Raw genomic sequence first — 24,866 nt, forward strand, 5'->3', positions numbered from 1 at the left:
GGGCTCAACATATGCGGTGAATAACGCAAATCTCAACGCTGTGACCTGGGAGAGACCTGGCTGCTCCTCCCGTGTTATGCGCCTGGAACGCGCTAAACGCCCATACCCGGACATATGAAGGTATAGGGGGTTATTTCTGGTTGGACAGACGGCGAGATGGGGCTCCAGCTTTCGTCCCACTGGGCACAGAAGTTGAATTTCGCACCGATATGTGCGGGTGGCCACCTCCGCTTAGGATGTGTTCCAATTACCCGCACTTGCTGATTTCTCTCAAGGGCCACAGCCCTGACAAATACGCCGATTCGGGCGAGGTGCGTTCGGTGACAACACAGCTGGGCGAGCGACAGGCCGTCGAAGGCAACTGGCGCCTGCGCAATTGGCGCGTACGTGCGCGCCTGGTCGCCCTCATCCTGGTGCCGACCGCCGCCGCCGTGCTGCTGGGCGGCGTCCAGGTGCTGTCCTCGACGGGCGCCGCCGCCGACTACGACCGGACGAACCGATTAGCCGTGCTGTCGGAGCAGGTGGGCGACCTGACCCACCAGCTCGCCGGTGAGCGGGCCAAGACCGCCTGGTACATCGCCAGGAACCGGCCCATGACCGGGCTCGGCGGCGTCCGGTCCCAGATGGACCAGGTGGACGTCGCCATCAGGGAGGTACGCGGCACCGCCCAGCAGATCCTGGCCGACGTCGAGGGCCGTACCGCCGACCAGATCGAGAACATGCTCAGCCGCCTGGACGACCTGACCTCGCTGCGCGAGCAGGCGATGGACGCCGACCTGCTGCCCGGCCCCGCGGTCGACCTCTACACCACGGTGATCGGCGAACTTCTCTCCATCCACACCGAACTGATCAAGGGCAGCTCCGACGACGAGCTGTTCCGCCAGACCCGCATGCTGGACGGCCTGGCCAGGGCGAAGGAGAGCGTCTCCTACCAGCAGGCGCTGCTCACCACCGTCCTCGTCGAGGGCGCCTTCGGCCAGGACCAGCTCAAACGTTTCCTCGGTGAGCTGTCCGCCGAGACCGCCGACCGCAGGGGTTTCGCTTCCGAGGCAACCGCCGACGAGCGCCGCTTCTTCGACGAGACCGTCAACGGCCGCAGCGCCGACCGCATGTTGTTCCTGCGCGAGCTGGTGCTCATCAGGGCCTCGGCCTCGCTGCCGCTGCGCGGGCTGGACCTGGCCAAGCGCGACGACGCCAAGGAGTGGTTCGACGCCTCCAACGTCGTCGTGGACTCCATGCGCAAGGTCGAGCAGCGCCAGGCCGCCGGGATCGTGGCGCGCAGCGGCACGCTCAGCGCCGAGGAGCAACGGCGGGCGCTGGTCATCGCGGGTGCGGTGCTCGCGCTGCTCGTCGCCGTCCTGCTGATCACCACCGGCGTGGCCCGGTCGCTGGTCCGGCCGCTGCGCAGGCTGCGCGGCGAGGCGCTGGAGATCGCCGGGCGCCGCCTGCCGGACTTCGTCCAGCACCTGCGCGAGTCGCGCGACGGCGCGGTCGACGCCGAGGTGCCGCCCATCGGCATCTTCTCCAAGGACGAGGTCGGCGAGGTCGCCCGCGCCTTCGACGAGGTGCACCGCGAGGCCGTCCGGCTGGCCGGCGACGAGGCGCGGCTGCGCTCCAACGTCAACGCCATGTTCGTGAACCTGTCGCGGCGCAGCCAGACCCTGGTCGAACGGCAGCTCACCCTGATCGAGCGCCTGGAGCGCGGCGAGCGCGACGACGAGCGCCTCGGCGACCTGTTCAAGCTCGACCACCTGGCCACCCGCATGCGCCGCAACAGCGAGAACCTGCTGGTGCTGGCCGGTCAGGAGGCCGCGCGCAAGTGGAGCGAGCCGGTCGAGCTCATGGACATCGTGCGCGCGGCGCTCGGCGAGGTCGAGAGCTACGACCGGGTCAGCGTCCAGGCGCAGTCGGACGTCGCCATCGCCGGGCAGGCCGTCACCGACGTGGTGCACCTGCTGGCCGAGCTGGTCGAGAACTCGGTCTCGTTCTCCTCCAAGGACACCAAGGTGATCATCTCCAGCAGCCGCATCGACGGCGGCGGGCTGATGGTCTCGGTGACCGACAACGGCATCGGCATGACCCCCGAGGAGCTGGCCGAGGCCAACTGGCGGCTGGCCAACCCGCCGGTCGTGGACGTGTCCGTGTCGCGGCGGATGGGCCTGTTCGTGGTCGGGCGGCTCGCGCTGCGGCACAGCATCAAGGTGCAGCTCCGCCGCCAGGACATCGGCGGGCTGACCGCGATGGTGCTGATCCCGGAGATGCTGCTCGCCGCCGTCCCCGGCTCGATGGCCGGGCACCTGCACGGCTCGATGGCCGCGGCCGCGCACACCCCGGCCATGACCGCCATGGGCCGCCCGGACCAGGCCCGCGCCGAGTCCTTCCCGAACGCCGAGCCCTTCCGAAGCGCCGAGCCCTTCCGAAGTGCCGACACCTTCCAGAGCGCCGAGCCCTTCCACAGCGCCGAGCCCTTCCACAGTGCCGAGCCCTTCCAGGGCGCCGAGCCGTACGCGCCGCCCACGGCACCGATGCCCGCCTACGGGCACCCGTCGTTCGACCCCATGCCGTCCGCGTCCGAGTCGTCCTGGTTCACCTCGTCCTCCTCGCAGTCGGTCGAGCAGCCGCAGCCGCAGCCGTCCGCGTCCGGCGCGTCGTACCCGTCGTTCGCCACGGGGCCCGAGCCGGCCGGGGCCGAGCCGGCGGCCGGGAACGAGTTCCTGCCGATCTTCGCCTCGGTCGAGGAGAGCAGCTGGTTCAGCAAGGCCGCGCCGACCGCCGACCGGCGGGACCCGGCCTGGTCATCGCCCGCCGACCAGGGCTGGCAGGCGGCGAACACGACCGCCGAGCCCGCCAGAGGCGGCACCACGAACTCCGGCCTGCCCAAGCGCACGCCGCGAGCGAATCTGGTGCCGGGTACCGCGGTTCCCCAGCCGCCGCCCGCGCCGGTTCCGCCGCCGTCCCCCGACCGGCTGCGCAGCCGGCTGGCCAGCTACCAGCAGGGCGTGCGCAAGGGCCGAGCCGAGCTAGAGGAGGACTGATGAAGGAACTGAGCCAGGGGGCCAGGGACATCAACTGGCTGGTGAGCGCGTTCGTCGAGGAGGTGCCCGGCGTGGCCCACGCCGTGGTCGTCTCCGCCGACGGCCTGCCGATGGCCTTCTCCCGCGGCTTCCCCAAGGACCGCGCCGACCAGCTCGCCGCCATCGCGGCCGGGCTGGTCAGCCTCACGCAGGGGTCGGCGCGGGTCTTCGAGGGCGGCGGCGTCACGCAGACCCTGGTGGAGATGGAACGCGGGCTGATGCTGGTGATGTCGATCAGCGACGGTTCGTGTCTGGCGGTGCTGGCCGCGCCGGACTGTGACATGGGCCTGGTGGCGTACCAGATGACGATTCTGGTGGAACGCACGGGGCAGGTGCTGACCCCTGCCGTACGGGCAGAGTTGTCATCCGCGCGCCCCTGGTGATGGGAGTGGACGTTGGCATCGTGGCATGACGGGGAGCCGGAGCCCCAGCGCAGCTCGCTGGTGCGCATGTACGCCGTCACCGGCGGCAGGACGGCGCCGCGCACCGGCCTGGCCATGGAGGCGCTGGTCTCGTCGGCGACCTCGGCCCGGCTCGGCATGACCTATACCCGCGAGTACCGCGCGATCAGCGAGCTGTGCCGCCAGGTGCGCTCGGTGGCCGAGATCTCCGCGCTGCTGGCCGTGCCGCTCGGCGTCGCGCGGGTGCTGGTCGCCGACATGGAGGGCGACGGGCTGGTCAAGGTCTACCAGCCGCAGCTGGAGGCCGGGCTGCCGGACCGCAGGCTGCTCGAAAGGGTCCTGAGTGGACTTCGCCGGCTCTAGCCCAGCGCTCACCTCGACGAAGATCGTCGTGGCGGGCGGGTTCGGCGTGGGGAAGACCACGTTCGTCGGCGCGGTGTCGGAGATCGTGCCGCTGACGACCGAGGCGGTGATGACGGACGCCTCGGCCGGCATCGACGACCTCGCGCACACGCCGGGCAAGTCCACCACCACGGTCGCGATGGACTTCGGCCGCGTCTCCCTCGAACGCGACCTGATCCTCTATCTCTTCGGCACGCCGGGCCAGCACCGGTTCTGGTTCATGTGGGACGACCTGGTGCGCGGCGCCATCGGCGCGGTCGTCCTGGTCGACACCCGCCGCCTGGCCGACAGCTTCCCCGCCGTCGACTACTTCGAGGAGGCCGGGCTGCCGTTCGTCGTCGGCCTGAACGGCTGGGACGGACGGTTCCCGCACATGGAGAGCGAGGTGCGCGAGGCGCTCACGCTCTCACCGCAGGTGCCCATCGTGCGCACGGACGCGCGTGCCCGCCAGTCGGTCAAGAACACCCTGATCACCCTGGTCGAGCACGTGATCGGCGCCCGCCCCTACTGAGCGTTCCACCAGTACGCGGCCACCAGCTCGGCCACCAGCGTCTCGGTGAGCAGTGCCACGTCGGGGTCGTCGTCGTGCGCGTAGCGGATCGCCGCCGCGGCGTCCTTCACCTCGCCGCCCACGGAGATCACCGTGGAGCCGCGCTCGCGCACCCAGTCCATGGCCTGCTCGTCGTAGCGGGAGCCGGGGAAGAGCAGCGCCCGGTAGTCGAGGGTCTTGGTGAGGTAGACGTCCACGTGCGACCAGTCGCCCGCTTCGCAGGCGTCGGCCGCGCGGCGCGGGCCCTCGCGGAACATCAGCGCCGACTGCTCGGCCGACGACAGCCGCTCGACGGGGGCGATCGTGTGGACGCCGTCGGGCCCGTCCAGGAGCTCCATGGTCAGCGGGAGCCATTCGTCCCGGCGGTCCAGGAGGTCGCGGGTGGCCTCGGCGGCCCGGGTGAGCAGCGCGGGCAGGTCGCCTCCCGCGCCGGTGAGCCGGGCTTCGAGCGCCAGCAGCAGCGCCAGCGTGTGCTGGAACGTCCGGCAGGCCACGCCGCCGCGCTCCTCGCCCGCGCCCATGGGGACGACCAGGTCGGCCGCCTCGGTGACGGGCGAGCCGGGCACGTTGGTGATCGCGGCCACGTACGACGGGCCCCCGGCGTAGCGGGCGAGGGCGTCGAGGGTCTCGCGGCTGCCGCCGGTGGCCGAGATCGGCACGACCAGCGTGTCCGGCCCGGCCGGGTAGGTCGCCGCGGCCGAGGCGTAGTCGGCGTAGGCGTCCACGCCGGCCGCGCGCAGGCGCAGGGCCGCCACCCCGGCGGCGTACCGGGAGCTGCCCATGCCGAGGAACAGCACCCGGCGCACGCCCTCGGGCAGCCCGGCGAAGGGATCGGCGGCGCGCAGCCCGTCGGCGAGGGCGGCCAGGGCGGCGGGCTTGGCCTCCAGGTCGGCCAGGTAGAGCTCGGGATTCACGGCAGGTTCTCCTCGGGGTACCAGGTGCGCAGCACGCCCATGGGGGCGTAGCGCCAGCGGGGCAGGTGGCGGGCGGCGTAGATCAGCTCGCGGCACTCCTGCTCGACCTCGAACGGGCGGATCAGGGTCTCGTCCAGCAGGTCGGACCGGCCGAGGCCGGACAGGCGGCCGCGGTAGGCGTCCAGCAGGCCGGTGCGGGCCCGCGCCGCCCAGGCCGCGGCGTGGGCGGGCGGGGTGCCCCGGCGCTTGACGGCGACCTGGGCCACGTGCTCCAGGCTCGTGGTGAGCTGGGCGACGTCCCTGGCGGCCGGCTGGCGCACGACGGTGTCGGCCACGGTCGGGTTGCCGTCGAAGTCGATCACGGCGTACCCGTCGCGCCACCGCAGGACCTGGCCCACGTGCAGGTCGCCGTGGATCCTGATCACCGGGCCCGCGAAGCCCGCGCGCAGCGGCTCCAGCTCGCCGGCCAGGGCGCCGGCCCGCGCGGCCAGCCACTCGCCGTCCTCGCCGCCGGTGAGGGCCAGCGCCTCGGCCAGCGCGTCCGCGGCCCGCGCCGCCGGGTCGGCCTGCCGCGCGGACGAGCCGCCGGGCAGCGTGGACAGCGCGACGTGCAGGTCGGCGGCCAGCCGGCCGAGCTCGCCGGCGAACTCCGTGCCGCCCGACTCGGCCTCGTCCACGCACCACTCCCAGCCGTCGCGCGCCTCGGGCAGGTAGCCCGTCACCAGCGCGAGCAGCTCCTCGCCGGTGTCCGACGCGCGGGTCAGGGCCAGGTACGGGGGCGCGGTGCCGGTGAAGCCGACCTCGACGAGGTGGGCGAAGATCTCGGGCGTCGGGTGGGGGAGCGGGACCGGCGGGGCCAGCCACTTCACCACCATCCGCTCGTCCACCACGACCGAGTGGTTGGTCTGGTCGACGTGCGGCCCGAACCCGCGCTCGGCGGCCGTCGCCGCGAGGACGGGAAGGTCATGGAACCGGCGGACGGCGAACGGGTGCGGCGGGTCGTGCGCCAGCGCCCGCAGCAGGCTCGTGGACAGGCCGTGATCCCGGTCGGAGACGGGCTCCGCCGCGAGGGCGGCGAGCCGGGGCGCAATTGAATCCCAGTTCAACAGATTGACCATGGTTCCCGATCGACGTGTGGAAGGAAGTCTCGCTCATGTTGATTACCGCTGCAACTTCGCCCTCTTCGGGGCCCGTCATCGCATTAGGGAAAAAGCGCCTGCGCCGGTCAGGAGGGTACGGTCACGCCCCCGGTGCTCGCTCCGGGCCGCCCCTGTCTCCGTGCGCGAGCACGGTCCGCGCGGTGTCACCGCGAGCGATGACCCGCTCTGGGCGGATCCGGATCGTTCGCCCGTTCGCTGAGCACCCGCCAGGGATTGCGCGCTCCCGAGCCGATAGATTACGGCTGGGAGAGATGGCGCGAAGAGCGCGGCCCAAAGGCGGTCCGTACGCGAGGTGAGAGGTCCCTCACGGACCGGGATGAGGCGACTCCGTTATTGAATCTCGATTCAACACTCTGATCAAACTTCCTGGTAGCAATGTCGGGAAAAGTCTTGCTCATGTTGATTTCTGCTGCAACACTCCTGCTCTGGTCTGCCGTGTCCAGTAAGGTCGCGCGACCCCTCAATCCTCAGCACCAGAAGGAGTAGCGGCCGTGTCCCGTAACCGGTTCACCCGTCGTCTTCCGGCCGCCGTGGCGGTGGCCGGCCTCGCGCTAGCCGTCGCGGCGTGCGGCGGTGGGTCGTCGAGCAGCTCAGACGGCACGACCGCGGCAAAGGCCGAACAGCTCCAGCCCAACGCCGACCTGACCAAGCAGTCGCTCCAGGTGACCGTCTGGCCGGGGTACACCCCGGAGGAGCTGCCCGAGAAGGTCAAGCAGCAGCTCAAGGTCAAGGAGATGGGGATCACCAACCACGACACCAACGAGCTGGCGATGGCCAAGCTGACCGCCTCCGGCGACAGCGGCATCGACGTGGCGTTCGTGTCCGGCCAGTACGCCCAGGCGCTCAACGCCCAGGGCCTGCTGGAGCCCATCCACGCCGAGCTGATCCCCAACCTGGCCAATCTCTACCCCGAGGCCACCCAGCTCTCCTACGACAAGGGCAACAAGTACTCGGTGCCCTACACCTGGGGCACCACCGGCATCTGCTACCGCAGCGACCTGGTGAAGACGCCGCCGACCAGCTGGAACGACATCCTCAAGCCCGCCTCCTGGGCCGAGAAGAAGGTCACCATGATGACCACCGAGCGCTGGCTGGTCCTGCCCGCGCTCAAGGCGCTCGGCTACTCGGTCAACACCGAGAAGGACGAGGAGATCGCCAAGGCCAAGGAGCTCCTGGTCTCGCAGAAGCCGCACCTGCTGCGCTACGACGACACCACCTTCGGCGACCGGCTGAAGTCCGGCGAGGCCATCATGGTCGAGGCGTGGGACGGCTGGTGCCCGACCACGGACGAGAAGCAGAACATCAAGTTCGTGGTGCCGAAGGAGGGCAGCGACCTCTGGGTGGACACCATGGTGATCATGAAGTCCTCCAAGAACAAGGAGGCGGCCCACGCCTTCATCAACATGATCCTCGACCCGGAGATCCACCGCTGGGCGGCCGAGAACATCAACTACAAGGTCCCCAACAAGGCCGCCATGGACAAGGTGACCATCCCCAAGGGCTCGCTGCTGGACATCAAGCCGGCGGAACTGCTCAACGGTGAGTCGATCATCGACCTGGGGCAGGCGTCGACCAAGTTCAGCCGCCTGTCGCAGGAAGTCACGGCCGGATAGTCGTTGGTGCAGTGAGATCCGAGGTCAAGGCCCGGCCGGTGTCCCGTACGCGGGGTCGCCGGCTGGGCGCGTTCGTTTTCCTGTCGCCAGGTCTGACGTACCTGGTCGTGCTCCTCCTCGTGCCGCTGGCGCTGGTGCTCAGCTACACCGTCTTCCAGCGGGGGCGCTTCGGGGGCATCGTCTACGAGTTCACGCTGGAGAACTTCCAGCGTCTGTTCGACTCCCTCTACCTGAACGTCGTCGGCGACTCGCTGAAGATGGCGACGATCGCCACGCTGATCGCGTTGCTGCTCGGCTACCCGACGGCGTACCTGATCGCCCAGCTCCCGTCGAAGTGGAAGACGATCGCCCTGGTGGCGATCGTGCTGCCCTTCTGGACGAACTTCATCATCCGCGTCTACGCCTGGATCATCATGCTCAGCAGCCAGGGACTGCTCAGCAACCTGCTGGGCAAGGAAATGGAGCTGCTGTACACCCAGGGCGCGATCGTCACCGGGCTGCTCTACTCGTACCTGCCGCTCATGGTGCTGCCGTTGTTCTCCTCGATCGAGAAGCTCGACCCGCAGTTGCGCGAGGCGTCGGCGAACCTCGGGGCCTCGGCGTTCACCACGTTCCGGAAGGTGACGCTGCCGCTCACCCTGCCCGGCGCGCTGACCGGGGCGATGTTCGTGTTCGTGCCGAGCTTCGGCAACTTCGTCATCCCCGAGATGCTCGGCGGCAACAAGTCCATCATGGTGGGGAACCTGATCCGCAACCAGTTCCTGGTCGCGCGCGACTGGCCGTTCGGCTCGGCGCTGGTGCTGGCGCTGATCGCGGTGCTGATCCTGCTGCTGCTGGTGCAGGCGTGGGCGGCCCGCCGTGCGTAGACCCAAGCTGCTGTACGTGCCCTTCTGGGCGACCTACGCCTTCCTGTACGTGCCGATCATCGTCCTGGTCGTCATGTCCTTCAACTCCGGCAAGTCGGCCTACACCTACGAGGGCTTCAGCCTCAAGTGGTACGGCGAGCTGGCCGCCGACGAGAAGATCCGGGAGGGCCTGGTCAACACGCTGATCGTGGCCCTCGGCTCGACGGCGATCGCCACCGTGCTGGGCACGCTGCTGGCCGTCGGCCTGGCCCGGTACACCAAGTCGAAGCTCCTCGACGCGATCTCGCTCATGCCGGCCGTGCTGCCCGACCTGGTGCTCGGGATCGGGCTGCTGGTCCTGTACGCCCTGATCAACACCTTCCTGGCCCAGTGGGACGCCCAGTTCGCGCTCGGCCTGCCCACGGTGACCATCGCGCACGCCGTGTTCTCGATGGCGTTCGTCGCGGCGGTGGTGCGCACCCGGCTCACCAACGCCGACACCTCGCTTGAGGAGGCCTCGCGTGACCTGGGGGCCGGGCCGGTGGTCACGTTCATGAAGGTCACGCTGCCGCAGCTGGTGCCCGGGATCGTCGCCGGGGCGCTGCTGGCGTTCACGCTGTCGCTGGACGAGTTCGTGATCGCCTTCTTCACGATCGGCAACGCCGAGCCGACGCTGCCGATCGTCATCTACTCAATGGTTCGTTTCGGGGTGACCCCGAAGATCAACGCGCTGGCCGCGATCCTGCTCCTCGTGAGCTTCACGGCGGTGATCGCCGGGCAGCGGATGACCAAGATCGGGAAATCACGTGCTCAGGATTGACGGGGTCACCCGCAGGTTCGGTGACGTCACCGCGCTCGACGGCGTCTCGCTGGAGATCGAGCAGGGCGAGTTCTTCGCCCTGCTCGGGCCCTCCGGCTGCGGCAAGACCACGCTGCTGCGCATCATCGCCGGGTTCGAGTCGCCGGACGCCGGCACGGTCACGCTCGACGGCGAGGACCTGCTGTCCAAGCAGCCCAACCGGCGGCCGATCAGCCTCATGTTCCAGTCGTACGCGCTGTTCCCGCACATGACCGTGGCCAAGAACGTGGCCTACGGCCTGGAGCGGGAGAAGCTGCCCCGGCAGGAGATCAAGCAGCGGGTCGGCGAGGTGCTGGAGACCGTGGGCCTGTCGGCGCACGCCTCCCGCAAGCCCGCGCAGCTGTCCGGCGGCCAGCGGCAGCGGGTCGCGCTGGCCCGTTCCATCGTCAAGCGGCCGCGGCTGCTGCTGCTCGACGAGCCGCTGTCGGCCCTGGACAAGAAGGTCCGCGCGGACATGCAGCTGGAGCTCAAGCGGCTGCAGAGCGAGGTCGGCATCACCTTCGTGGTCGTCACGCACGACCAGGAGGAGGCCATGTCGCTGGCCGACCGCATCGCGGTCTTCGACAGCGGCAGCGTGCGCCAGGTGGACGCCCCCGTGGCCCTGTACGAGCGCCCGCGCTCGCCGTTCGTGGCCGACTTCGTCGGGGCGAACAACCTCTTCGAGGGCGTCTGCACCGGCCTGGACGGGATCAAGAGCGAGGAGTTCGGCATGCTGGCCGGCACGCCGCTCGAAGACCTGGCCGCCGACTCCAAGGCGCTGCTCGCGGTGCGGCCCGAGAAGATCGAGCTGGCCGACGAGAGCGCGGCGAGGGGCCTGAAGGGCAGCGTCCTGGACGTGAGCTTCTACGGCGGCGTCTCGCACATCTCGGTGGACGTGCCGGGACGGGCCAAGCCCGTGCTCGCCGCGGTGCAGGGGGCGAGCACGGTGCAGCCGGGCGCCAAGGTGAAGGTGCGCTGGGAGGCCCAGGACGCCGTCATCATGGCGGTCGATCAATGAGCCAGGTCGTTGCCCGTCGCCGCCCGCGCGTACGACAGGATCAGCTCGGCCGCCTCGTCGGGGCCGATCAGCGGGTGCCTGGCGGTGATGCGGTAGCCGTAGGCGTCCTCCAGGGCCACCAGGTTGCGCGCGATGGTCACGGAGTCGGCCGTCAGCCGGAAGACCCCGAGCGCGGCCCCGGTGTCCAGGATCGCCTGGTACATCGACACCTGGCGGTCGTACAGCGAGGTGAGCAGCACGCCGTAGACCCGGTTGCGGCCCGCGGCGCCGCCCAGCTCGTTGAGCAGGCGGACGTCGGGGTCGAGCGGCCCGGTCGGCAACCCCGACCGGATCGTGACGACCAGCTTCTCGACCGGGTCGGTGAAGTCGGCCAGGCGGCGCATGCGCAGCTCGTAGAACCGCTCCATGCCCGCGTGCTGCGCCTCGACCAGCAGTTCGCCCAGGTCGGGGTAGTGGTAGAGCACGGCTCCGGAGGTCAGACCGGCCTCCTCGGCGACGTGCGAGAGCTGTACACCGTCGATGCCATGGCGGATGATGGCCCGGCGCGCGGCCTCGATCAAGTCGATGCGCCGGTCACTACGGCTTTTGCGCTGGGCCACGACCACCACCCCCCGTGCGTTTGGTCACCATTCAGATCGGCCGTGACCATAGTGCACTTAACTTGCGCTTCACGCTAGATGAGTATTTGAATTCCTCTTCAATTTGACGAGTTCCCCCGGAGTTCACGATGTCCCTCACCATCCTGTTCATGCCAGAGAGCGCGTACGGCCCCACGAACAACTGCATCGGCGTCGGCGACATTCTCCGCCGTCGCGGGCACCGCGTCGTCTTCGCCGCGGAGTCGTCCTGGAAGGGCAAGCTCGAAGCGCTCGGTTTCGAGGAGGACCTCGTCGACCTGGCCCCGCCGCCCGAGAACGCCGAGGAGCAGGACGCCGGCCAGTTCTGGAAGGACTTCATCCGCGAGACCGCGCCGGAGTACCGCAAGAGCACGCTGGAGCAGCTCGACACCGTCACCAAGCCCATCTGGGACTCCCTCATCGACGGCGCCAAGTACTGCGAGCCGCAGCTCAAGGCCATCATCGAGCGCGTGAACCCGGACGTGATCGTCGAGGACAACGTGATCACGTTCCCGGCGCTGCTCACGGCGGGCAAGAAGTTCGTCCGGATCGTCTCCTGCAACCCGCTGGAGGTGCGCGGCGAGAACGTCGCGCCGGTCTTCTCCGGCCTGCCCGCGGGCGACCGCTCCGACTGGGCCGCCTTCCGCGCCGAGTACGAGCGCACCCACCGCGAGATCTGGACCGCCTTCAACGAGTGGTGCGTCGAGCAGGGCACCGCCCCGCTGCCCGACCTGGACTTCATCCACGAGGGCGACCTGAACCTCTACGTCTTCCCCGAGATCCTCGACTACACCGACGCCCGCCCGCTCGGCCCGAGCTGGCACCGGCTCGACTCCTCGGTGCGCGAGACCGACGAGGACTTCACGCTGCCCTTCGAGCGCAACGACGGCTCGCTGATCTACTTCTCGCTCGGCTCGCTCGGCTCCTCCGACGTGGAGCTGATGCAGCGCGTGATCGACATCCTGGCCGGCACGCGGCACCAGTACATCGTCTCCAAGGGCCCGCTGCACGAGGAGATCAAGCTCGCCGACAACATGTACGGCGCCGAGTTCCTGCCGCAGACGAAGATCATCCCCCTGTGCGACCTGGTCATCACGCACGGCGGCAACAACACCACCACCGAGGCGGCGCACTTCGGCAAGCCGATGATCGTGCTGCCGCTGTTCTGGGACCAGTACGACAACGCCCAGCGGGTGGATGAACTGGGCTACGGTGTCAGGCTTTCGACCTACACCTTCACCGACGAGGAGCTGACCGGCGCGGTGGAGCGCCTGCTCGGCGACACCGAGATGCGCGCGAGGCTCGCCGCGGCGGGCGAGGAGATCCGCCGCCGCGACGGCCTGCGCAAGGCCGCCGACCTGATCGAACAGCTCGGCCAGTAGGGATTTCGAGGACTTTCCATGCGTGAACTGATCAACCCCGCCACCGGCCTCCCGTGCGCCGAGATCCCGGACACACCGGTGGCGGACGTGGCGGCGGCCGTCCGGACCGCCCGGGGCGCGTTCGAGGAGTGGGCGCAGACCACCCCCGCCGAGCGCCAGCGGCTGCTGCTGCGCCTGGCCGACCTGGTGGAGGCCGACGCCGAGGAGCTGACCCGGCTGGAGGTGGAGGAGACCGGCAAGCCGGCGGCCGTGTTCAGGGACGGCGAGCTGCCCTTCGCCGTCGACAACCTGCGCTTCTTCGCCGGCGCCGCCCGCTCGCTCGAAGGGTCGGGCGCCGGGGTGTTCAGCGCCGGTTACACCTCGGTGCTGCTGCGCCGTCCGGTCGGGGTGGTGGGGTCGATCGCGCCGTGGAACTTCCCGTTCGTCATGGCGGTGTGGAAGGTCGGCCCGGCCGTGGCCGCCGGGAACGCCGTGGTCATCAAGCCGGCGCCGCAGACGCCGCGCACGACGCTGCGCCTGGCCGAGCTGTTCGCCGAGGCGGGCGCGCCCGAAGGGCTGGTCCAGGCGGTCACCGGCGACGCCGAGGTGGGCCAGGCGCTGGTCACCGACCCGGGCGTGGACATGGTCAGCGTCACCGGCTCGACCGGCACCGGCCGGGCGGTCATGACCGGCGCGGCGGCCACGCTCAAGCGGGTGCACCTCGAACTCGGCGGCAAGGCGCCCGCCCTGGTCTTCCAGGACGCCGACCTGGCCGAGATGGCCCGCGGCGTGGCCATGGGCGCCACGTACAACACCGGCCAGGACTGCACCGCGGCCACCCGCGTCTACGTCGCGCGCGAGATCTACGACGACGCCGTGGAGGCCATCCGGGCGACTCTCGCCGGGATCACCGTGGGCGACCCCTGGGACCCGGCGACGGACATCGGCCCGCTGATCTCGGCCGCCCACCGCGAGCGCGTGCACGGCTTCGTGTCGCGCTCGGGCGGTCGGATCGTGCACGGCGGCGCGCCCGTCGAGGGGCCCGGGTTCTACTACCCGCCGACGCTTGTGACCGATGTCGCACAGGACAGCGAGATCGTCCAAGGTGAACTTTTCGGACCGGTCCTTGTGGCGCTGCCGTTCGACGGCGAGGACGAGGCCGTCCGGCTGGCCAACGACACCCCATACGGGCTCGCCTCGTCGGTGTGGTCGCGCGACGTCGCGCGGGCCATGCGCGTGTCCCACCGGCTCGACGTGGGCGTGACCTGGGTGAACGATCATCTGCCGATCGCCAGCGAGGCTCCGCACGGCGGCGTGAAGGGCAGCGGGTTCGGCAAGGACATGAGCCAGGAGGCGGTGCAGGAGTATTCGGTGACACGTCACCTGATGGTCAAGCACGCGGCACCCGTGGAGCGGGATTCGTTCCGGCCCGCCTGAAAACGTGTACGGCGATATGACGCCCAAAGTGTCGCTTTGGGTGCATTTAGTGGGAAATGTACGGTTGGCCGTCTGGTACGGACTGTGTTCCAATTACCCAGCCGGACAGAATCCCATGCGCCACACGCGTGTCTGATTTCTTTCGAGCACGTACCGGCGAGAGGTAGCGAGAGTCAGTGAGGACGGAAAACCCCAGGCACACGAGGTCAGGGGAGTACACAGGCGGAAGGTTCCGGCTGGGGAACTGGCGTGTGCGCTCGAGGTTGATCGCGCTGATCCTCATCCCCACCATCGTGGGCGTGCTCCTCGCGGGCGTGCAGCTCGCCAACGCCATCGGGACGAGCTCCGAGTACCGCCGGCTGACCCAGGTCGCCGAGCTGGTGCAGCGCATCGGCGGGCTCAACCACGAGCTGGCCAAGGAGCGCACGCTCACCGCGTGGTACGTCACCGACCAGTCGAAGGCGGGGCGGTTCGTCCAGCTCAAGACCCAGCGCGCGGCCGTCGACGCGGCCAAGAAGAAGGTGCTGGCCTCGGCGAACGCCATCGACGCCGCGCACTCGGCCCGTATCCGCGACGGTGTGGACAACATGCGCCGGTGGCTCACCGGCCTCGACAGCCTCCGCACGTCGATGGTGGCCGAGGGCGTGCCCCCGCGAGCCGCGATCACCACGTACACCACGATGATCGGCGTCTTCTCCGCGATCCAGGGCGACCTGGGCGACGGCGTGAACGACGACGACCTCCAGGGTGACGTGGCCGCCCTCGGCTCGCTGCAGCGGGTCAAGGAAGAAGTCTCCAGGCAGCAGGCCATTCTCATGATCGCGCTCATTGAGCGTGAGCTGGACTACGACGACCTGTCGGAGTTCCTCGGCTCGTGGAGCCGCCAGCAGGCCGAGCTGACCGCCTTCGAGCGGGAGGCCGCCCCGGCGGACCTGCGGGCGTACCAGAAGGGCATGCGCGGCCCGGACATCGACCGCGCCGACGCCATGCGGCAGCGCGCCCTGGCCCAGGTCCGCGAGTACAACCGGATCCGGGACCTCGACGTCACCTCCGCCCGCGACCTGAGCCGCTGGTACGACAGCACCACCCTGGCCGGCAACACCATGCGCAAGGTCGAGGACGCGCTGGCCACCAAGATCGTGACCAGGGCCCGCGAGCTGAGCGACACCGAGCAGCGCAACGCGATCATCAGCGGCGCGACCATCCTTGTCCTGCTGCTGCTCGTCCTGATCATCACCACCCGGGTGGCCGGTTCGCTGGTCCGCCCGCTGCGCCGGCTGCGCGCCGAGGCGCTCCAGGTGGCCACCACCCGGCTGCCGGAGACCGTCCGCATCCTGCGCGAGTCCGGCGAGGGCGCGCAGGTGCCCGAAGTGCCCTCGGTCGGCGTCAACACCCGTGACGAGATCGGTGAAGTGGCGCGGGCCTTCGACGAGGTCCACCGCGAGGCGCTCCGGCTGGCCGGCGACGAGGCCAAGCTGCGCGCCAACGTCAACGCCATGTTCGTCAACCTCTCCCGCCGCAGCCAGACGCTGGTCGAACGGCAGCTCCAGCTCATCGAGGGCCTGGAGCAGGGCGAGGAGGACGAGCAGCGGCTCGCGAACCTCTTCCGCCTCGACCACCTGGCCACCCGCATGCGCCGCAACAGCGAGAACCTCCTGGTCCTCGCCGGCCAGGAGGCCGCGCGCAAGTGGAGCGAGCCGGTGCCGCTGGTCGACATCGCCCGCGCCTCGCTGTCCGAGGTCGAGAACTACGAGCGGGTCCAGATCAAGATCCCGTCCGGCACGCTGATCGTCGGCCCGGCCGTCACCGACGCCGTCCACCTGCTTGCCGAGCTGATCGAGAACGCGATCTCCTTCTCGCCGCGCGAGAGCAAGGTCGAGGTCTCCAGCGTGGCCGCCGACGGCGGCGTCATGATCTCCATCAACGACCTGGGCATCGGCATGAGCCCAGAGGAGCTCGCCGAGGCCAACTGGCGCCTGGCCAACCCGCCCGTCGTGGACGTCGGCGTCTCCCGCCGCATGGGCCTGTTCGTGGTCGGCCGCCTGGCGCTGCGCCACGGCATCCGCGTCCAGCTCAGCATGCGGGAGACCGGCGGCCTGAGCGCGCTGGTGATGATGCCTGACATGCTCATCAGCGGCGGCGCCGGCATGCCGCAGCAGCCCGGCAGCCAGTACGAGGCGTTCACCACGTTCGACCCGAGCCAGTTCGGCGTCGCCCCGCCGCCTGCCGAGGCGAGCCAGAACGGCGCCCCCGTCTCCGCGCCGGACGCGGCCGACCGGGTGCTGGACACGCAGTGGCCGGGCTCGCTGCCCGCGCCGGGCACCGGCAACTGGCCGTCCTTCGCCGACGAGTCGGCCCAGGAGGAGACCCGCTGGGGATCCTTCGGCGAGGAGCCGGGCCGGGACGAGCCGCGCTGGCCGTCGTTCGCCGAGGAGCCCAAGCCGTCCTTCGGCGAGGAGCCGAAGCCCTTCTTCGCCGACGAGCCCAAGCCGTTCTTCGGCGAGGAGCCGAAGCCGTCCTTCGGCGACGCGCCCAAGCCCTTCTTCGCCGATGAGCCGCCCGCGGCCCAGCCCGAGCCGCAGCCGCAGGCCCAGTCCCCGTGGGGCGAGCAGCGCTGGCCCTCCTTCGCCGAGCAGCCGCCGCCGCTGCAGGACGACGAGCCCCGCTGGCCGTCCTTCGCCACCGAGCCGCCGCAGAGCGGGACGGAGGAGCCCCGCTGGTCCTCCTTCGGCTCGCCGTCCTTCGGCGACACCTCGCTCGGCCAGTCGGCCTTCGGCGACGAGCCGCCGCGACGGTCCCTGTTCGAGTCGGTCGACCGGCCGGGCCCCTCGGCGTTCGGCGAGGAGCCCTACCGGGCGGCGTTCGGCGACCTTCCGGGGTTCGGCGCGGAGGAGCCCAAGCCCGCCGACCAGTTCGAGCAGAGCCGTCCGGGCGCCTACGGCCCGTTCGGCCAGGGCGACTACTCCTCCCAGGACCTGACCGGCCCGCTCCCCGTGGTGCGCACCTCGCCCCTGGAGGAGCAGAGCGAGGAGTTCCTGCCGATCTTCTCGTCCGTCGGCTCGGACTGGTTCCGCAGGCCCGACCCCGAGCAGCTGCGCCAGCTGGAGCAGGAGCCCGAGCACGAGATCACCGCCGTGCACCCGGCCGTGCCCGCCGAGCCTCCGGCGGCCGCGCCGCCCGCCGCCCCGGCGGTGGGCCGGTCCGGGCTGCCGCAGCGCAAGCCCGGCCAGTCGGGCGCCGGCGCGTCGTGGTCCTCGCCCGCCGACTCCGGTTTCCAGGCGGCCCAGGCCGCCGCGCAGCCCGCCCAGGCCGGCACGACGTCCTCGGGCCTGCCGCGCCGGGTGCCGAAGGCCAACCTCGTGCCCGGTACGGCCAGTCTCGCCGAGCCGCAGCCCACGTCACCGCCGCCGCAGATCTCGCCCGAGCGGTTGCGCAGCAGGCTCTCCAGCTTCCAGCAGGGAGTGCGGCAAGGCCGCGCGTTCACCCGCGGCGAAGAGAATGAGGAGGACAAATGAGAGAGATGAGCCAGGGAGCGCGTGGCATCAGCTGGCTGATCACCGACTTCGTGAACAACGTGCCGGGCGTCGCGCACACCGTCGTGGTGTCGTCCGACGGCCTGCCGCTGGCCTTCTCGGAGGGTTTCCCCAAGGACCGGGCCGACCAGCTCGCCGCGGTCGCCTCGGGCGTGATCAGTTTGACGCAGGGCGCCGCGCGGGTCTTCGAGGGCGGCATGGTGACCCAGACCGTCATCGAGATGCAGCGCGGGCTGTTGATGATCATGTCCATCAGCGACGGGTCCTGTCTGGCCGTCCTGGCGGCTCCCGACTGTGACATGGGCCTCGTGGCGTACCAGATGACGCTGCTGGTCGAGCGGGCCGGTCAGGTGCTCACCCCGGCCGTACGCGCTGAGCTGCAAGCGGCCCGCCCCCGCTAGCGGGCGGTGACAGGAGATCATGGTGTCAGGTCAGGGTTGGGCTGGTGATAGCACTCCGCCGCATCCGGCGGCCCCTCGTCCGCAGAAGCCGAGCTCCCTGGTACGGCCTTATGCCGTGACCGGGGGGCGCACCGCGCCGCGGATGAAGTTCGCCATGGAGGCTTTGGTGTCCTCCGTGACGTCGGAATACCAAGACATTTCCCTACTGAGTCCGGAGTATCAGGCGATCATTCAGCTGACCCGGAACGTCCGGTCGGTTGCCGAGATCTCCGCCCTTTTACGCCAGCCCCTTGGTGTGGTCCGGGTGCTGATCGCCGACATGGCGTCGGAGGGCCTGATCCGCGTGCACCAGCCTGCGCTGGACGCGGGAAAGCCGGACCTCAACTTGCTCGAAAGGGTGCTCAGTGGACTTCGCAGGCTCTAGCCCCGGTCTGACCTCGACGAAGATCGTCGTGGCCGGGGGCTTCGGCGTGGGGAAGACGACGTTCGTGGGAGCGGTCTCGGAGATCCTGCCGCTCACCACGGAAGCGGTCATGACGGACGCCTCGGCCCACGTCGACGACGTCTCGCTCACGCCGAACAAGACGACCACCACCGTGGCGATGGACTTCGGACGTGTGTCGCTGGATCGCGACCTGATCCTCTACCTGTTCGGCACCCCCGGACAGCACCGGTTCTGGTTCATGTGGGACGACCTCGTGCGCGGCGCGATCGGCGCCGTCGTCCTGGTGGACACGCGCCGTCTCGCGGACAGCTTCCCCGCCATCGACTACTTCGAAGAGGCCAAGCTGCCCTTCGTGATCGGCATCAACGGCTGGGACGGCCAGTTCGCCCACGCGGAGGACGAGATCCGCGAGGCCCTGTCCGTCGGCGGTCACATCCCGATCGTCCGCCTCGACGCCCGCCAGCGCGACATGGTGAAATCCACCCTGATCACGCTGGTGGAGCACGCGCTCACCCGCCACTCCCACACGCCGGTATAGCCGGACGCGCACCGGGCGCGCGCATCCCGATCCGCGCGCGCCCGTCGACGTGACGGCGGCCGCGAGGGCGACATCGCCCTGCCCGTGGCCCGCGGCTGAGGCCGGCCCGCCCGCGCGTCAGACGGTGGCGGCGTGGCCGCGCACCAGACGGCCGACCTCGGCGCGAAGGTGCACGAAGTCGGGGTGCTCGCGGGTGGTGATCTGGTCGCGCGGCTCGGGCAGGTCGACCTTGAGGTCGCCGACCACGTGTGCGGGCGCCTTCGACAACACCACGACGCGGTCGCCGACGTAGACGCTCTCGTCGATGTCGTGGGTGATGAGCACGATCGTCATCTGGTGGTGGCCGCGCACCTTGAGCACGAGGTCTTCCAGGTCTTCGCGGGTCTGGGCGTCGACCGAGCCGAACGGCTCGTCCATGAGCATGAGCGAGGGCCGGTAGGCCAGCGCCCGCGCGATCGCCACCCGCTGCTGCATGCCGCCCGAGAGCTGAAACGGGTACTTCTTCTCGGCGCCCTGGAGCCCGACCGACTCCAGCGCCTCCTGGGCGGCCTCGCGGCGCTGCTGCTTGTCCATGCCCCTGCGGCGCAGCGGCAGGGCCACGTTGTCGGCCACCGACATCCACGGGAACAGCGAACGGCTGTAGTCCTGGAAGACCACCGCCAGGTTGTCGGGGGTCTGCCGCACCAGCTCGCCCTCGACCCTCACCTCACCGCCCGTCGGCCTGATCAGCCCGGCGATGGATCGCAGCAGGGTCGACTTCCCGGCCCCCGACGGCCCGACGATGCACAGCAGCTCGCCCGCGGCGACGCTCAGGTTCAGCCCTTCGATGGCGTGGTGAGCGTTGGGGCCACCGCCGCCGTACACGTGGGAGAGGTTCTCTATCTCGAGCATGGATGTCCTAGGGGGCGAGGCCGCGAGCGGAGGACCGACTCGGGAAGCCGGAAATGTCGGTATGGCTCTACGGTGTCGGATCTTACCCTTGAGTCTTCACGGCTGTCATGGGATGCGTACGCTCCACGACTCCCGCTCGTTCAGCGCCCGGACGTCGGCGTCGGAGATGCGCCGCTGCGCCCCGGCCATGGCGGCCAGCTCGGCCTCCGTCAGCACGTCGGCGATGTCGGCGAACCCGTCGGGCGCGCGCTCGGTCACCAGCCCGATCGTATCCTCGATGGGCAGCGCCCGATGCGCCACCACTAGCGCCGACGTGGGCGGACGCCGTTCCTCCTCGTACGCCTTGAGCGCCGTGACCGGGTCGCCGGACGTCGCCAGGCACCGGGCCAGCACCCGCGCGTCGAGCACCGCCTGCGAGCCGCCGTTCGAGCCGATCGGGTACATCGGGTGCGCGGCGTCGCCCAGCAACGTCACCCGGCCCTCTCCCCAGACGGGCAGCGGGTCCCGGTCCACCATCGGGTACTCCAGGATGCGCGGGGAGGCCGCGAGCAACCCCTGGACGTCGGCCGGCCGGTACCGCCAGTCCGCGAAGTGCGCGGCCACCTCCTCCAGCCGGCCCGCGCGCGACCAGTCGGCCTCCGCGGCGACGCCCGGCTCGGCCACCTTGACCTCGGCCACCCAGTTGACCAGCCGGGGGTTCCTGGCCGAGACGTGGTAGGTGACGAACTTCCCGGCCCGGTTGGAGCCGCCCACCAGCACGGTGGCGCCGTCCAGGATGGGGTCGGCCTCGGCCACCCCGCGCCACATCCTGATGCCCGACCACAGCAGCGGGTCGCCCGACGGGTGCAGCAGCGCCCGTACCGTGGACTGCACGCCGTCCGCGCCGACGAGCACGTCAACCCGTTCCTCCACGAGCTCGCCGCCCTGCCGGAGCCGGACGAGGACCTCCTCGCCGTCCTGTTCGAAGCCCTCCAGGCGGACGCCCGTCCGCACCGGGCCGGCCCGCTCCTCGACCGCGGCCAGCAGCGCCATCTGCAGCTCGCCCCGGTGGATGCTGTACTGCGGCCAGCGGTAGCCGGCCGAGCGCCCGCGCGGCAGCGCCAGGATCACGTTGCCGTGCCGGTCGGCGAAGGTCATGAAGGTCGTCTCCACGCCCAGCGCGGCCAGCTCGCCGGCCAGCCCCAGCTCGGTCAGCTCCCGTACGGCGTGCGGTTGCAGGTTGATCCCGACGCCGAGCGGCCTCAGCGTGGCGGCCGCCTCCACGACCACGCACTCCAGCCCGGCCGCCGCCAGGCTGAGCGCGGTGGTGAGCCCGCCGATCCCGGCGCCCACGACCATCGTCCTCACGTCGCCCCCAGTGGTCTCGATCCGGTCCCACGTGTCCCTGACGGGGAACATGACGATAAGTTTCTCGCCCTTTGCAGGCCGAAGACCAGACTTATCCCACTAACCTCGTTCCTATCTGGGTGTGAGGTGTGTGATGCGCGGATTCAGTGACGGGGAGTTCGCCTACCTGCTCGAGCACGACCTGGCGCGGCTCGCCACGGCGGGGCCCGGGGGAACGCCGCACGTCGTGCCCGTGCGCATCCATCTCCAGCCGGACCGCGGCATGATCGCGGTCGGCTCCCGCCTGCTGCCCGGCGGCGTGCGTCCGCGGCGGTACCGCCGTGACGTCAGGGACAACCCCGAGGTGTCGCTCGTCGTGGACGACTTCACCGAGGACGGGCCGCGCGGCGTCCTCGTCCAGGGGGTCGGGCGGGTCCATGCCAAGGGCGGCGAACGGCTGAAACCCGGGTACGAGCCCGTATGGGTGGAGATCATGCCGCTGGCCGTCGCGTCGTGGGGCATCGACTCGGGCGCCTACGAACCGCCGCGCAGCCGCCCGGTCGCCGCCGGCACGTTCACTGCTCCGTGAGCCGCTGCGCGCCGAGATGCCAGGCCAGCACCCGCCGCTCGGCCACCAGGAACAGCTCGTTGAGCAGGTAGCCCAGCACGCCCAGCAGCACGATCCCGGCCCACATCGCGGGCAGGTCGAACGTGGAGTACGCGGTGGTGAGCTGGAACCCGATGCCGTTGGAGGCCCCCGGCAGCAGCTCGGCGAAGACCATGACGATCAGCGACAACGACAGCGACAGCCGCAGCCCGGCGAACATCTTCGGCAGCGCCGACGGCAGGACGACCCGCAGCAGGCGTTCGGTCCTCGACAGCCGGAACACCCGCCCGGTGTCCAGGTGCAGCGGATCGACCGCCCGCGCGCCGTCGGCGGTGTTGAGCAGCACCGGCCACACGACGCTGAACATGATGAACGCCAGCTGCATGCGCAGCCCGAAGCCGAACACCACCAGGAACACGGTGACCAGCGCGGGCGGCGGGATCGCGCGCAGGAACTGCAGGACGCCGTCGAGATAGTCGTAGACCCGCGCCGACAGCCCGAACGCCAGCCCGAGCACCACCCCGGCCACCACACCGCCCGCGAACCCGCCCGCCATCCGACCCAGGCTCGGCAGGACGTCGTCCACCGCCGCGCCGGTCAGGAACAGGCTGCCGGGCGGGCCGGAGAACCACATCTGGTGCATCCGGGCCACGATCGTCGTCGGCGGCGGGAAGAACGAGCTGCCCGCCAGCCGCGTGCCCGCCTCCCAGGCCAGGACCAGCACGACCAGCACGGCCACCCGGAACGCCGTGCCGCGCGTGCGGTCGCGCGCCGACGGCCCGCGCCCGGCCCCGGTCACGACCCCTCCGTCAGCCGGGCGTGGTGCCAGCGGAAGGCGCGCTGCTCGGCCGCCACCAGCAGCGCGTTGACCAGCACGCCGAACAGCCCCACCCAGAACACCCCGGCCAGGATGTCGGTCATCCTGGCCGGCACCGCGATCCCGGCGAAGAAGATGAACACGCCGATGCCCTCCCCGCGCCCGGCCACGATCTCGGTGCTGACGGTCAGGATGAGCGCCACGGACGCCGCCAGCCGCACGCCCGTGGTGATGAACGGCGCCGCCGACGGCAGGCTGACGCGCAGCAGCACCGACAGCGGGCCGAAGCCGTAGGAGCGCAGGGTCTCCTTGGCGACGGGGTCGACGCCGCGCAGGCCGTACATGGTGTTGTAGAGGATGGGCCACACGGCGGCGTAGAGCACGAGCGTGACGCGGAGTTGCAGGCCGGTGCCGATCACGAGGGCGACCAGCGGGATCAGCGCCACCGACGGGATCGGCCGCAGTAACTCCACCACCGAGCGGGTGGCCGCGTCGATCACCGGCACGCTGCCGAGCAGCAGGCCGAGCGGCACCGCCACCAGCACCGCGAGGCCGAGCCCGAGGGCCCAGGCCAGCAGGCTGGTGCGGGCGTGGGTCAGGAAGGCGGGATCGGCGAGCAGCGCCACGCCGCGCCCGACGATCCGCGTGGCCGGCGGCAGCACCTCGGCGTCCACCAGCCCCGACCGGCTCAGCAGCTCGACGAGGACGGCGAAGCCGGCCGCCCCCGCCGCCCGGCGCGACCACCGCGTGGCGGCGCCGGCCGGACGGCGGACGACGCCCGTGGCAGTGCTGCTCACCCCGACGTCGTCGGCGACATCAACGTCTTGACGTCGATCTCCTTGCCCAGCCACTTGGCCTCCCACATCCAGTCGGCCACCCGCTGCAGCCGCACCGGGTTGTCGGAGCTGGAGAAGTAGGGGAAGGTGACCGTCGCCGCCGTGGACGCGTCGATCTGCGTGAAGTTCGGCAGCACCTTGGCCACCACCTCACGGTTGTTCTCCATCAGCTTGGCCGCGTTGTGGATGGCCCGCTGGAAGGCCGCCGCCGTCTTCGGGTTCTTGTCGTACCAGTCCTGGGTGCTGATGTATCCCGAGATCGGGAACTCCGCCGCCGGCCCGGAGGCCGGGTCGAGGATCTTGCGCGCGCCCATCGACGAGGTCGCCGCGGTGACCTGCGGCTCGCCCAGGTAGGCGGCGTCGATCTGGCCGCTCTTCCACGAGGCCATGATGTTCTGGAACGTCACGGGGACGTACTTGATCGTGCCGGGGTCGATGTTGTTGGCCTTGAGCACCTGGGTGAGTGCGAGCTCCTGGAAGTTGTGCAGGACGTTGACGTTGATCGTCTTGCCCGCGAGGTCCTTCGGCGTCTTGATGGGGGAGTTGGGCAGCGCCATGATGCTGAGCGAGTCGGGGGCGGCCCGCGAGCCCTCGGCGAGCACGTGGATCTTGATCGCCCCCTTGTCGTGCGCCTGGAACATCGACACGTAGTTGCCGAACATGGCGTCGATCTCGCCGTTGACCAGCATGGGGATCGCCTCGGGGGCGGCCTGGACGACCTGCGGGGTGACGTCCAGCCCTTCCTGCTCGAAGAGCTTCTGGTCGATGGCGACGTAGATGGCGGCACTGTCGATGGCGGGCAGGGTGGCGATCTTGAGCTTCGTCTTCTCCAAGGCGCCGCCGCCGCCGTTCGCGGAGGCGGAGGGTGGTGCGCTGGCGGTGGTTGAGCCGCCGGTGCTGCACGCTACGGCGCCTAAAGTCACAGCGAACCCGATGATGGCGGCCTTGGCGGAGCGGCCAAGCCTCATGTCAGGGACTCCCTTCAAGACGTGGAGCCGGGGGGACCGGGTGGCTGAACTGCCCCCGGGGCTGAGTGCCTGACGAACAAGCAGGAAACGACCGTAGCACCACATTGGCAGTCATTATCAAGAAAATGACTCTTGTGGTTGCAATGTCCGTTTGCCGCTCTATCGTAAATAGAGGCGTGAGATGTCTTTGTCCGTTTTGGGAAAGAGGGTGGCGACCGGGGCATCTGTTACTGGTGGGACTAGCTGACCTGGATCGTTCCGCGGGCGGAAGGGG

General features: G+C 70.3%; 23 protein-coding genes. 15 read left to right on the forward strand and 8 right to left on the reverse strand.

Annotation, left to right across the window (positions count from 1 at the left end):
* The first annotated feature begins 320 nt into the window (after nt 1–320).
* The 4 genes from ABZ459_RS17075 (at nt 321) to ABZ459_RS17090 (ending at nt 4,388) form a co-directional block, all read left to right on the forward strand.
* Entirely contained in the window at nt 321–3,035 is a 2,715-nt protein-coding gene (locus ABZ459_RS17075) for a nitrate- and nitrite sensing domain-containing protein (RefSeq protein ID WP_357971179.1), read from the forward strand.
* A complete protein-coding gene (locus ABZ459_RS17080; protein WP_357971180.1) occupies nt 3,035–3,457 on the forward strand; it encodes a roadblock/LC7 domain-containing protein in 423 nt (140 codons plus the stop codon). Before ABZ459_RS17075 ends, ABZ459_RS17080 begins: the two co-directional genes overlap by 1 nt.
* 66 nt (nt 3,458–3,523) lie before the next feature.
* The gene (locus ABZ459_RS17085) at nt 3,524–3,838 is read left to right on the forward strand and encodes a DUF742 domain-containing protein (protein ID WP_357971217.1); all 315 of its coding nucleotides are present in this window, start codon (nt 3,524–3,526) and stop codon (nt 3,836–3,838) included.
* A complete protein-coding gene (locus ABZ459_RS17090; RefSeq protein ID WP_357971181.1) occupies nt 3,819–4,388 on the forward strand; it encodes an ATP/GTP-binding protein in 570 nt (189 codons plus the stop codon). The genes ABZ459_RS17085 and ABZ459_RS17090 overlap by 20 nt, the downstream gene beginning before the upstream one ends.
* On the opposite strand, the gene ABZ459_RS17095 is transcribed toward ABZ459_RS17090, so the two are convergent.
* Both ABZ459_RS17095 and ABZ459_RS17100 read right to left on the reverse strand, forming a co-directional pair.
* Complete coding sequence (locus ABZ459_RS17095) at nt 4,382–5,341, reverse strand: SIS domain-containing protein (RefSeq protein ID WP_357971182.1); 960 nt, start codon at nt 5,339–5,341, stop codon at nt 4,382–4,384. The genes ABZ459_RS17090 and ABZ459_RS17095 overlap by 7 nt on opposite strands.
* Complete coding sequence (locus ABZ459_RS17100) at nt 5,338–6,447, reverse strand: hypothetical protein (RefSeq protein WP_357971183.1); 1,110 nt, start codon at nt 6,445–6,447, stop codon at nt 5,338–5,340. Before ABZ459_RS17100 ends, ABZ459_RS17095 begins: the two co-directional genes overlap by 4 nt.
* A 545-nt stretch (nt 6,448–6,992) precedes the next feature.
* Between ABZ459_RS17100 and ABZ459_RS17105 the strand changes: the two genes are divergently transcribed.
* Genes ABZ459_RS17105 through ABZ459_RS17120 form a run of 4 tightly spaced genes read left to right on the forward strand, consistent with a single transcriptional unit; the run spans nt 6,993 to nt 10,815 of the window.
* On the forward strand, nt 6,993–8,114 hold the full coding sequence (locus tag ABZ459_RS17105) for a spermidine/putrescine ABC transporter substrate-binding protein (protein WP_357971184.1): 1,122 nt from the start codon (nt 6,993–6,995) through the stop codon (nt 8,112–8,114).
* Between the two features lie 11 nt (nt 8,115–8,125).
* Nucleotides 8,126–8,980, forward strand: coding sequence for an ABC transporter permease (locus ABZ459_RS17110; RefSeq protein WP_357971185.1), 855 nt, complete (start codon nt 8,126–8,128; stop codon nt 8,978–8,980).
* Nucleotides 8,973–9,779 (forward strand): ABC transporter permease, encoded by an 807-nt coding sequence (locus ABZ459_RS17115; protein ID WP_357971186.1) that lies wholly within the window; start codon nt 8,973–8,975, stop codon nt 9,777–9,779. Before ABZ459_RS17110 ends, ABZ459_RS17115 begins: the two co-directional genes overlap by 8 nt.
* The gene (locus tag ABZ459_RS17120; RefSeq protein ID WP_357971187.1) at nt 9,766–10,815 is read left to right on the forward strand and encodes an ABC transporter ATP-binding protein; all 1,050 of its coding nucleotides are present in this window, start codon (nt 9,766–9,768) and stop codon (nt 10,813–10,815) included. Before ABZ459_RS17115 ends, ABZ459_RS17120 begins: the two co-directional genes overlap by 14 nt.
* Here ABZ459_RS17120 and ABZ459_RS17125 read toward each other — a convergent pair.
* On the reverse strand, nt 10,809–11,414 hold the full coding sequence (locus ABZ459_RS17125) for a TetR family transcriptional regulator (RefSeq protein WP_352321451.1): 606 nt from the start codon (nt 11,412–11,414) through the stop codon (nt 10,809–10,811). The two genes, ABZ459_RS17120 and ABZ459_RS17125, sit on opposite strands and share 7 nt — an antisense overlap.
* A gap of 149 nt (nt 11,415–11,563) precedes the next feature.
* On the opposite strand from ABZ459_RS17125, the gene ABZ459_RS17130 reads away from it, so the two are divergent.
* The 6 genes from ABZ459_RS17130 (at nt 11,564) to ABZ459_RS17155 (ending at nt 19,147) form a co-directional block, all read left to right on the forward strand.
* On the forward strand, nt 11,564–12,814 hold the full coding sequence (locus ABZ459_RS17130; protein WP_357971188.1) for a glycosyltransferase: 1,251 nt from the start codon (nt 11,564–11,566) through the stop codon (nt 12,812–12,814).
* An 18-nt stretch (nt 12,815–12,832) separates the two neighbouring features.
* Entirely contained in the window at nt 12,833–14,230 is a 1,398-nt protein-coding gene (locus ABZ459_RS17135) for an aminobutyraldehyde dehydrogenase (protein WP_357971189.1), read from the forward strand.
* A 251-nt stretch (nt 14,231–14,481) separates the two neighbouring features.
* The gene (locus ABZ459_RS17140; RefSeq protein ID WP_357971190.1) at nt 14,482–17,745 is read left to right on the forward strand and encodes a nitrate- and nitrite sensing domain-containing protein; all 3,264 of its coding nucleotides are present in this window, start codon (nt 14,482–14,484) and stop codon (nt 17,743–17,745) included.
* Nucleotides 17,746–17,750: 5 nt separating this feature from the next.
* A complete protein-coding gene (locus ABZ459_RS17145; protein WP_201760494.1) occupies nt 17,751–18,164 on the forward strand; it encodes a roadblock/LC7 domain-containing protein in 414 nt (137 codons plus the stop codon).
* A gap of 19 nt (nt 18,165–18,183) precedes the next feature.
* Nucleotides 18,184–18,588: a DUF742 domain-containing protein gene (locus tag ABZ459_RS17150; protein WP_055507219.1), complete on the forward strand. Its 405-nt coding sequence runs from the start codon at nt 18,184–18,186 to the stop codon at nt 18,586–18,588.
* A gap of 7 nt (nt 18,589–18,595) precedes the next feature.
* Nucleotides 18,596–19,147, forward strand: a complete 552-nt coding sequence (locus ABZ459_RS17155) for an ATP/GTP-binding protein (protein ID WP_357971218.1) — start codon at nt 18,596–18,598, stop codon at nt 19,145–19,147.
* A gap of 117 nt (nt 19,148–19,264) precedes the next feature.
* Here ABZ459_RS17155 and ABZ459_RS17160 read toward each other — a convergent pair whose 3' ends face one another.
* Together ABZ459_RS17160 and ABZ459_RS17165 are read right to left on the reverse strand one after the other, a co-directional pair.
* A complete protein-coding gene (locus tag ABZ459_RS17160; protein WP_357971191.1) occupies nt 19,265–20,038 on the reverse strand; it encodes an ABC transporter ATP-binding protein in 774 nt (257 codons plus the stop codon).
* A gap of 105 nt (nt 20,039–20,143) precedes the next feature.
* Entirely contained in the window at nt 20,144–21,436 is a 1,293-nt protein-coding gene (locus ABZ459_RS17165; protein WP_357971192.1) for a flavin-dependent oxidoreductase, read from the reverse strand.
* 82 nt (nt 21,437–21,518) lie between these two features.
* Between ABZ459_RS17165 and ABZ459_RS17170 the strand changes: the two genes are divergently transcribed.
* The gene (locus ABZ459_RS17170; protein WP_357971193.1) at nt 21,519–21,953 is read left to right on the forward strand and encodes a pyridoxamine 5'-phosphate oxidase family protein; all 435 of its coding nucleotides are present in this window, start codon (nt 21,519–21,521) and stop codon (nt 21,951–21,953) included.
* On the opposite strand, the gene ABZ459_RS17175 is transcribed toward ABZ459_RS17170, so the two are convergent.
* From ABZ459_RS17175 to ABZ459_RS17185, 3 genes are read right to left on the reverse strand one after another with little or no spacing between them, the layout of a single operon-like run.
* Complete coding sequence (locus ABZ459_RS17175) at nt 21,940–22,770, reverse strand: ABC transporter permease subunit (protein WP_357971194.1); 831 nt, start codon at nt 22,768–22,770, stop codon at nt 21,940–21,942. The two genes, ABZ459_RS17170 and ABZ459_RS17175, sit on opposite strands and share 14 nt — an antisense overlap.
* Nucleotides 22,767–23,585: an ABC transporter permease subunit gene (locus ABZ459_RS17180; protein ID WP_357971195.1), complete on the reverse strand. Its 819-nt coding sequence runs from the start codon at nt 23,583–23,585 to the stop codon at nt 22,767–22,769. Before ABZ459_RS17180 ends, ABZ459_RS17175 begins: the two co-directional genes overlap by 4 nt.
* Nucleotides 23,582–24,457 carry an ABC transporter substrate-binding protein gene (locus tag ABZ459_RS17185; RefSeq protein ID WP_357971196.1) on the reverse strand — a complete coding sequence of 292 codons (876 nt, stop codon included), beginning with the start codon at nt 24,455–24,457 and terminating at the stop codon, nt 23,582–23,584. The genes ABZ459_RS17180 and ABZ459_RS17185 overlap by 4 nt, the downstream gene beginning before the upstream one ends.
* Nucleotides 24,458–24,866 lie beyond the last annotated feature (409 nt).

Origin of the sequence: Nonomuraea sp. NPDC005692 (assembly GCF_040631115.1) — a bacterium.
Taxonomy (GTDB): Bacteria; Actinomycetota; Actinomycetes; order Streptosporangiales; family Streptosporangiaceae; genus Nonomuraea.

Coding starts and splice junctions, on each gene's coding strand:
- ABZ459_RS17170 (WP_357971193.1), top strand. CDS start 21,519: ATGCGCGGATTCAGTGACGGGGAGTTCGCCTACCTGCTCGAGCACGAC.
- ABZ459_RS17165 (WP_357971192.1), bottom strand. CDS start 21,436: ATGTTCCCCGTCAGGGACACGTGGGACCGGATCGAGACCACTGGGGGC.
- ABZ459_RS17080 (WP_357971180.1), top strand. CDS start 3,035: ATGAAGGAACTGAGCCAGGGGGCCAGGGACATCAACTGGCTGGTGAGC.
- ABZ459_RS17145 (WP_201760494.1), top strand. CDS start 17,751: ATGAGCCAGGGAGCGCGTGGCATCAGCTGGCTGATCACCGACTTCGTG.
- ABZ459_RS17130 (WP_357971188.1), top strand. CDS start 11,564: ATGCCAGAGAGCGCGTACGGCCCCACGAACAACTGCATCGGCGTCGGC.
- ABZ459_RS17135 (WP_357971189.1), top strand. CDS start 12,833: ATGCGTGAACTGATCAACCCCGCCACCGGCCTCCCGTGCGCCGAGATC.
- ABZ459_RS17160 (WP_357971191.1), bottom strand. CDS start 20,038: ATGCTCGAGATAGAGAACCTCTCCCACGTGTACGGCGGCGGTGGCCCC.
- ABZ459_RS17150 (WP_055507219.1), top strand. CDS start 18,184: ATGGTGTCAGGTCAGGGTTGGGCTGGTGATAGCACTCCGCCGCATCCG.
- ABZ459_RS17085 (WP_357971217.1), top strand. CDS start 3,524: ATGTACGCCGTCACCGGCGGCAGGACGGCGCCGCGCACCGGCCTGGCC.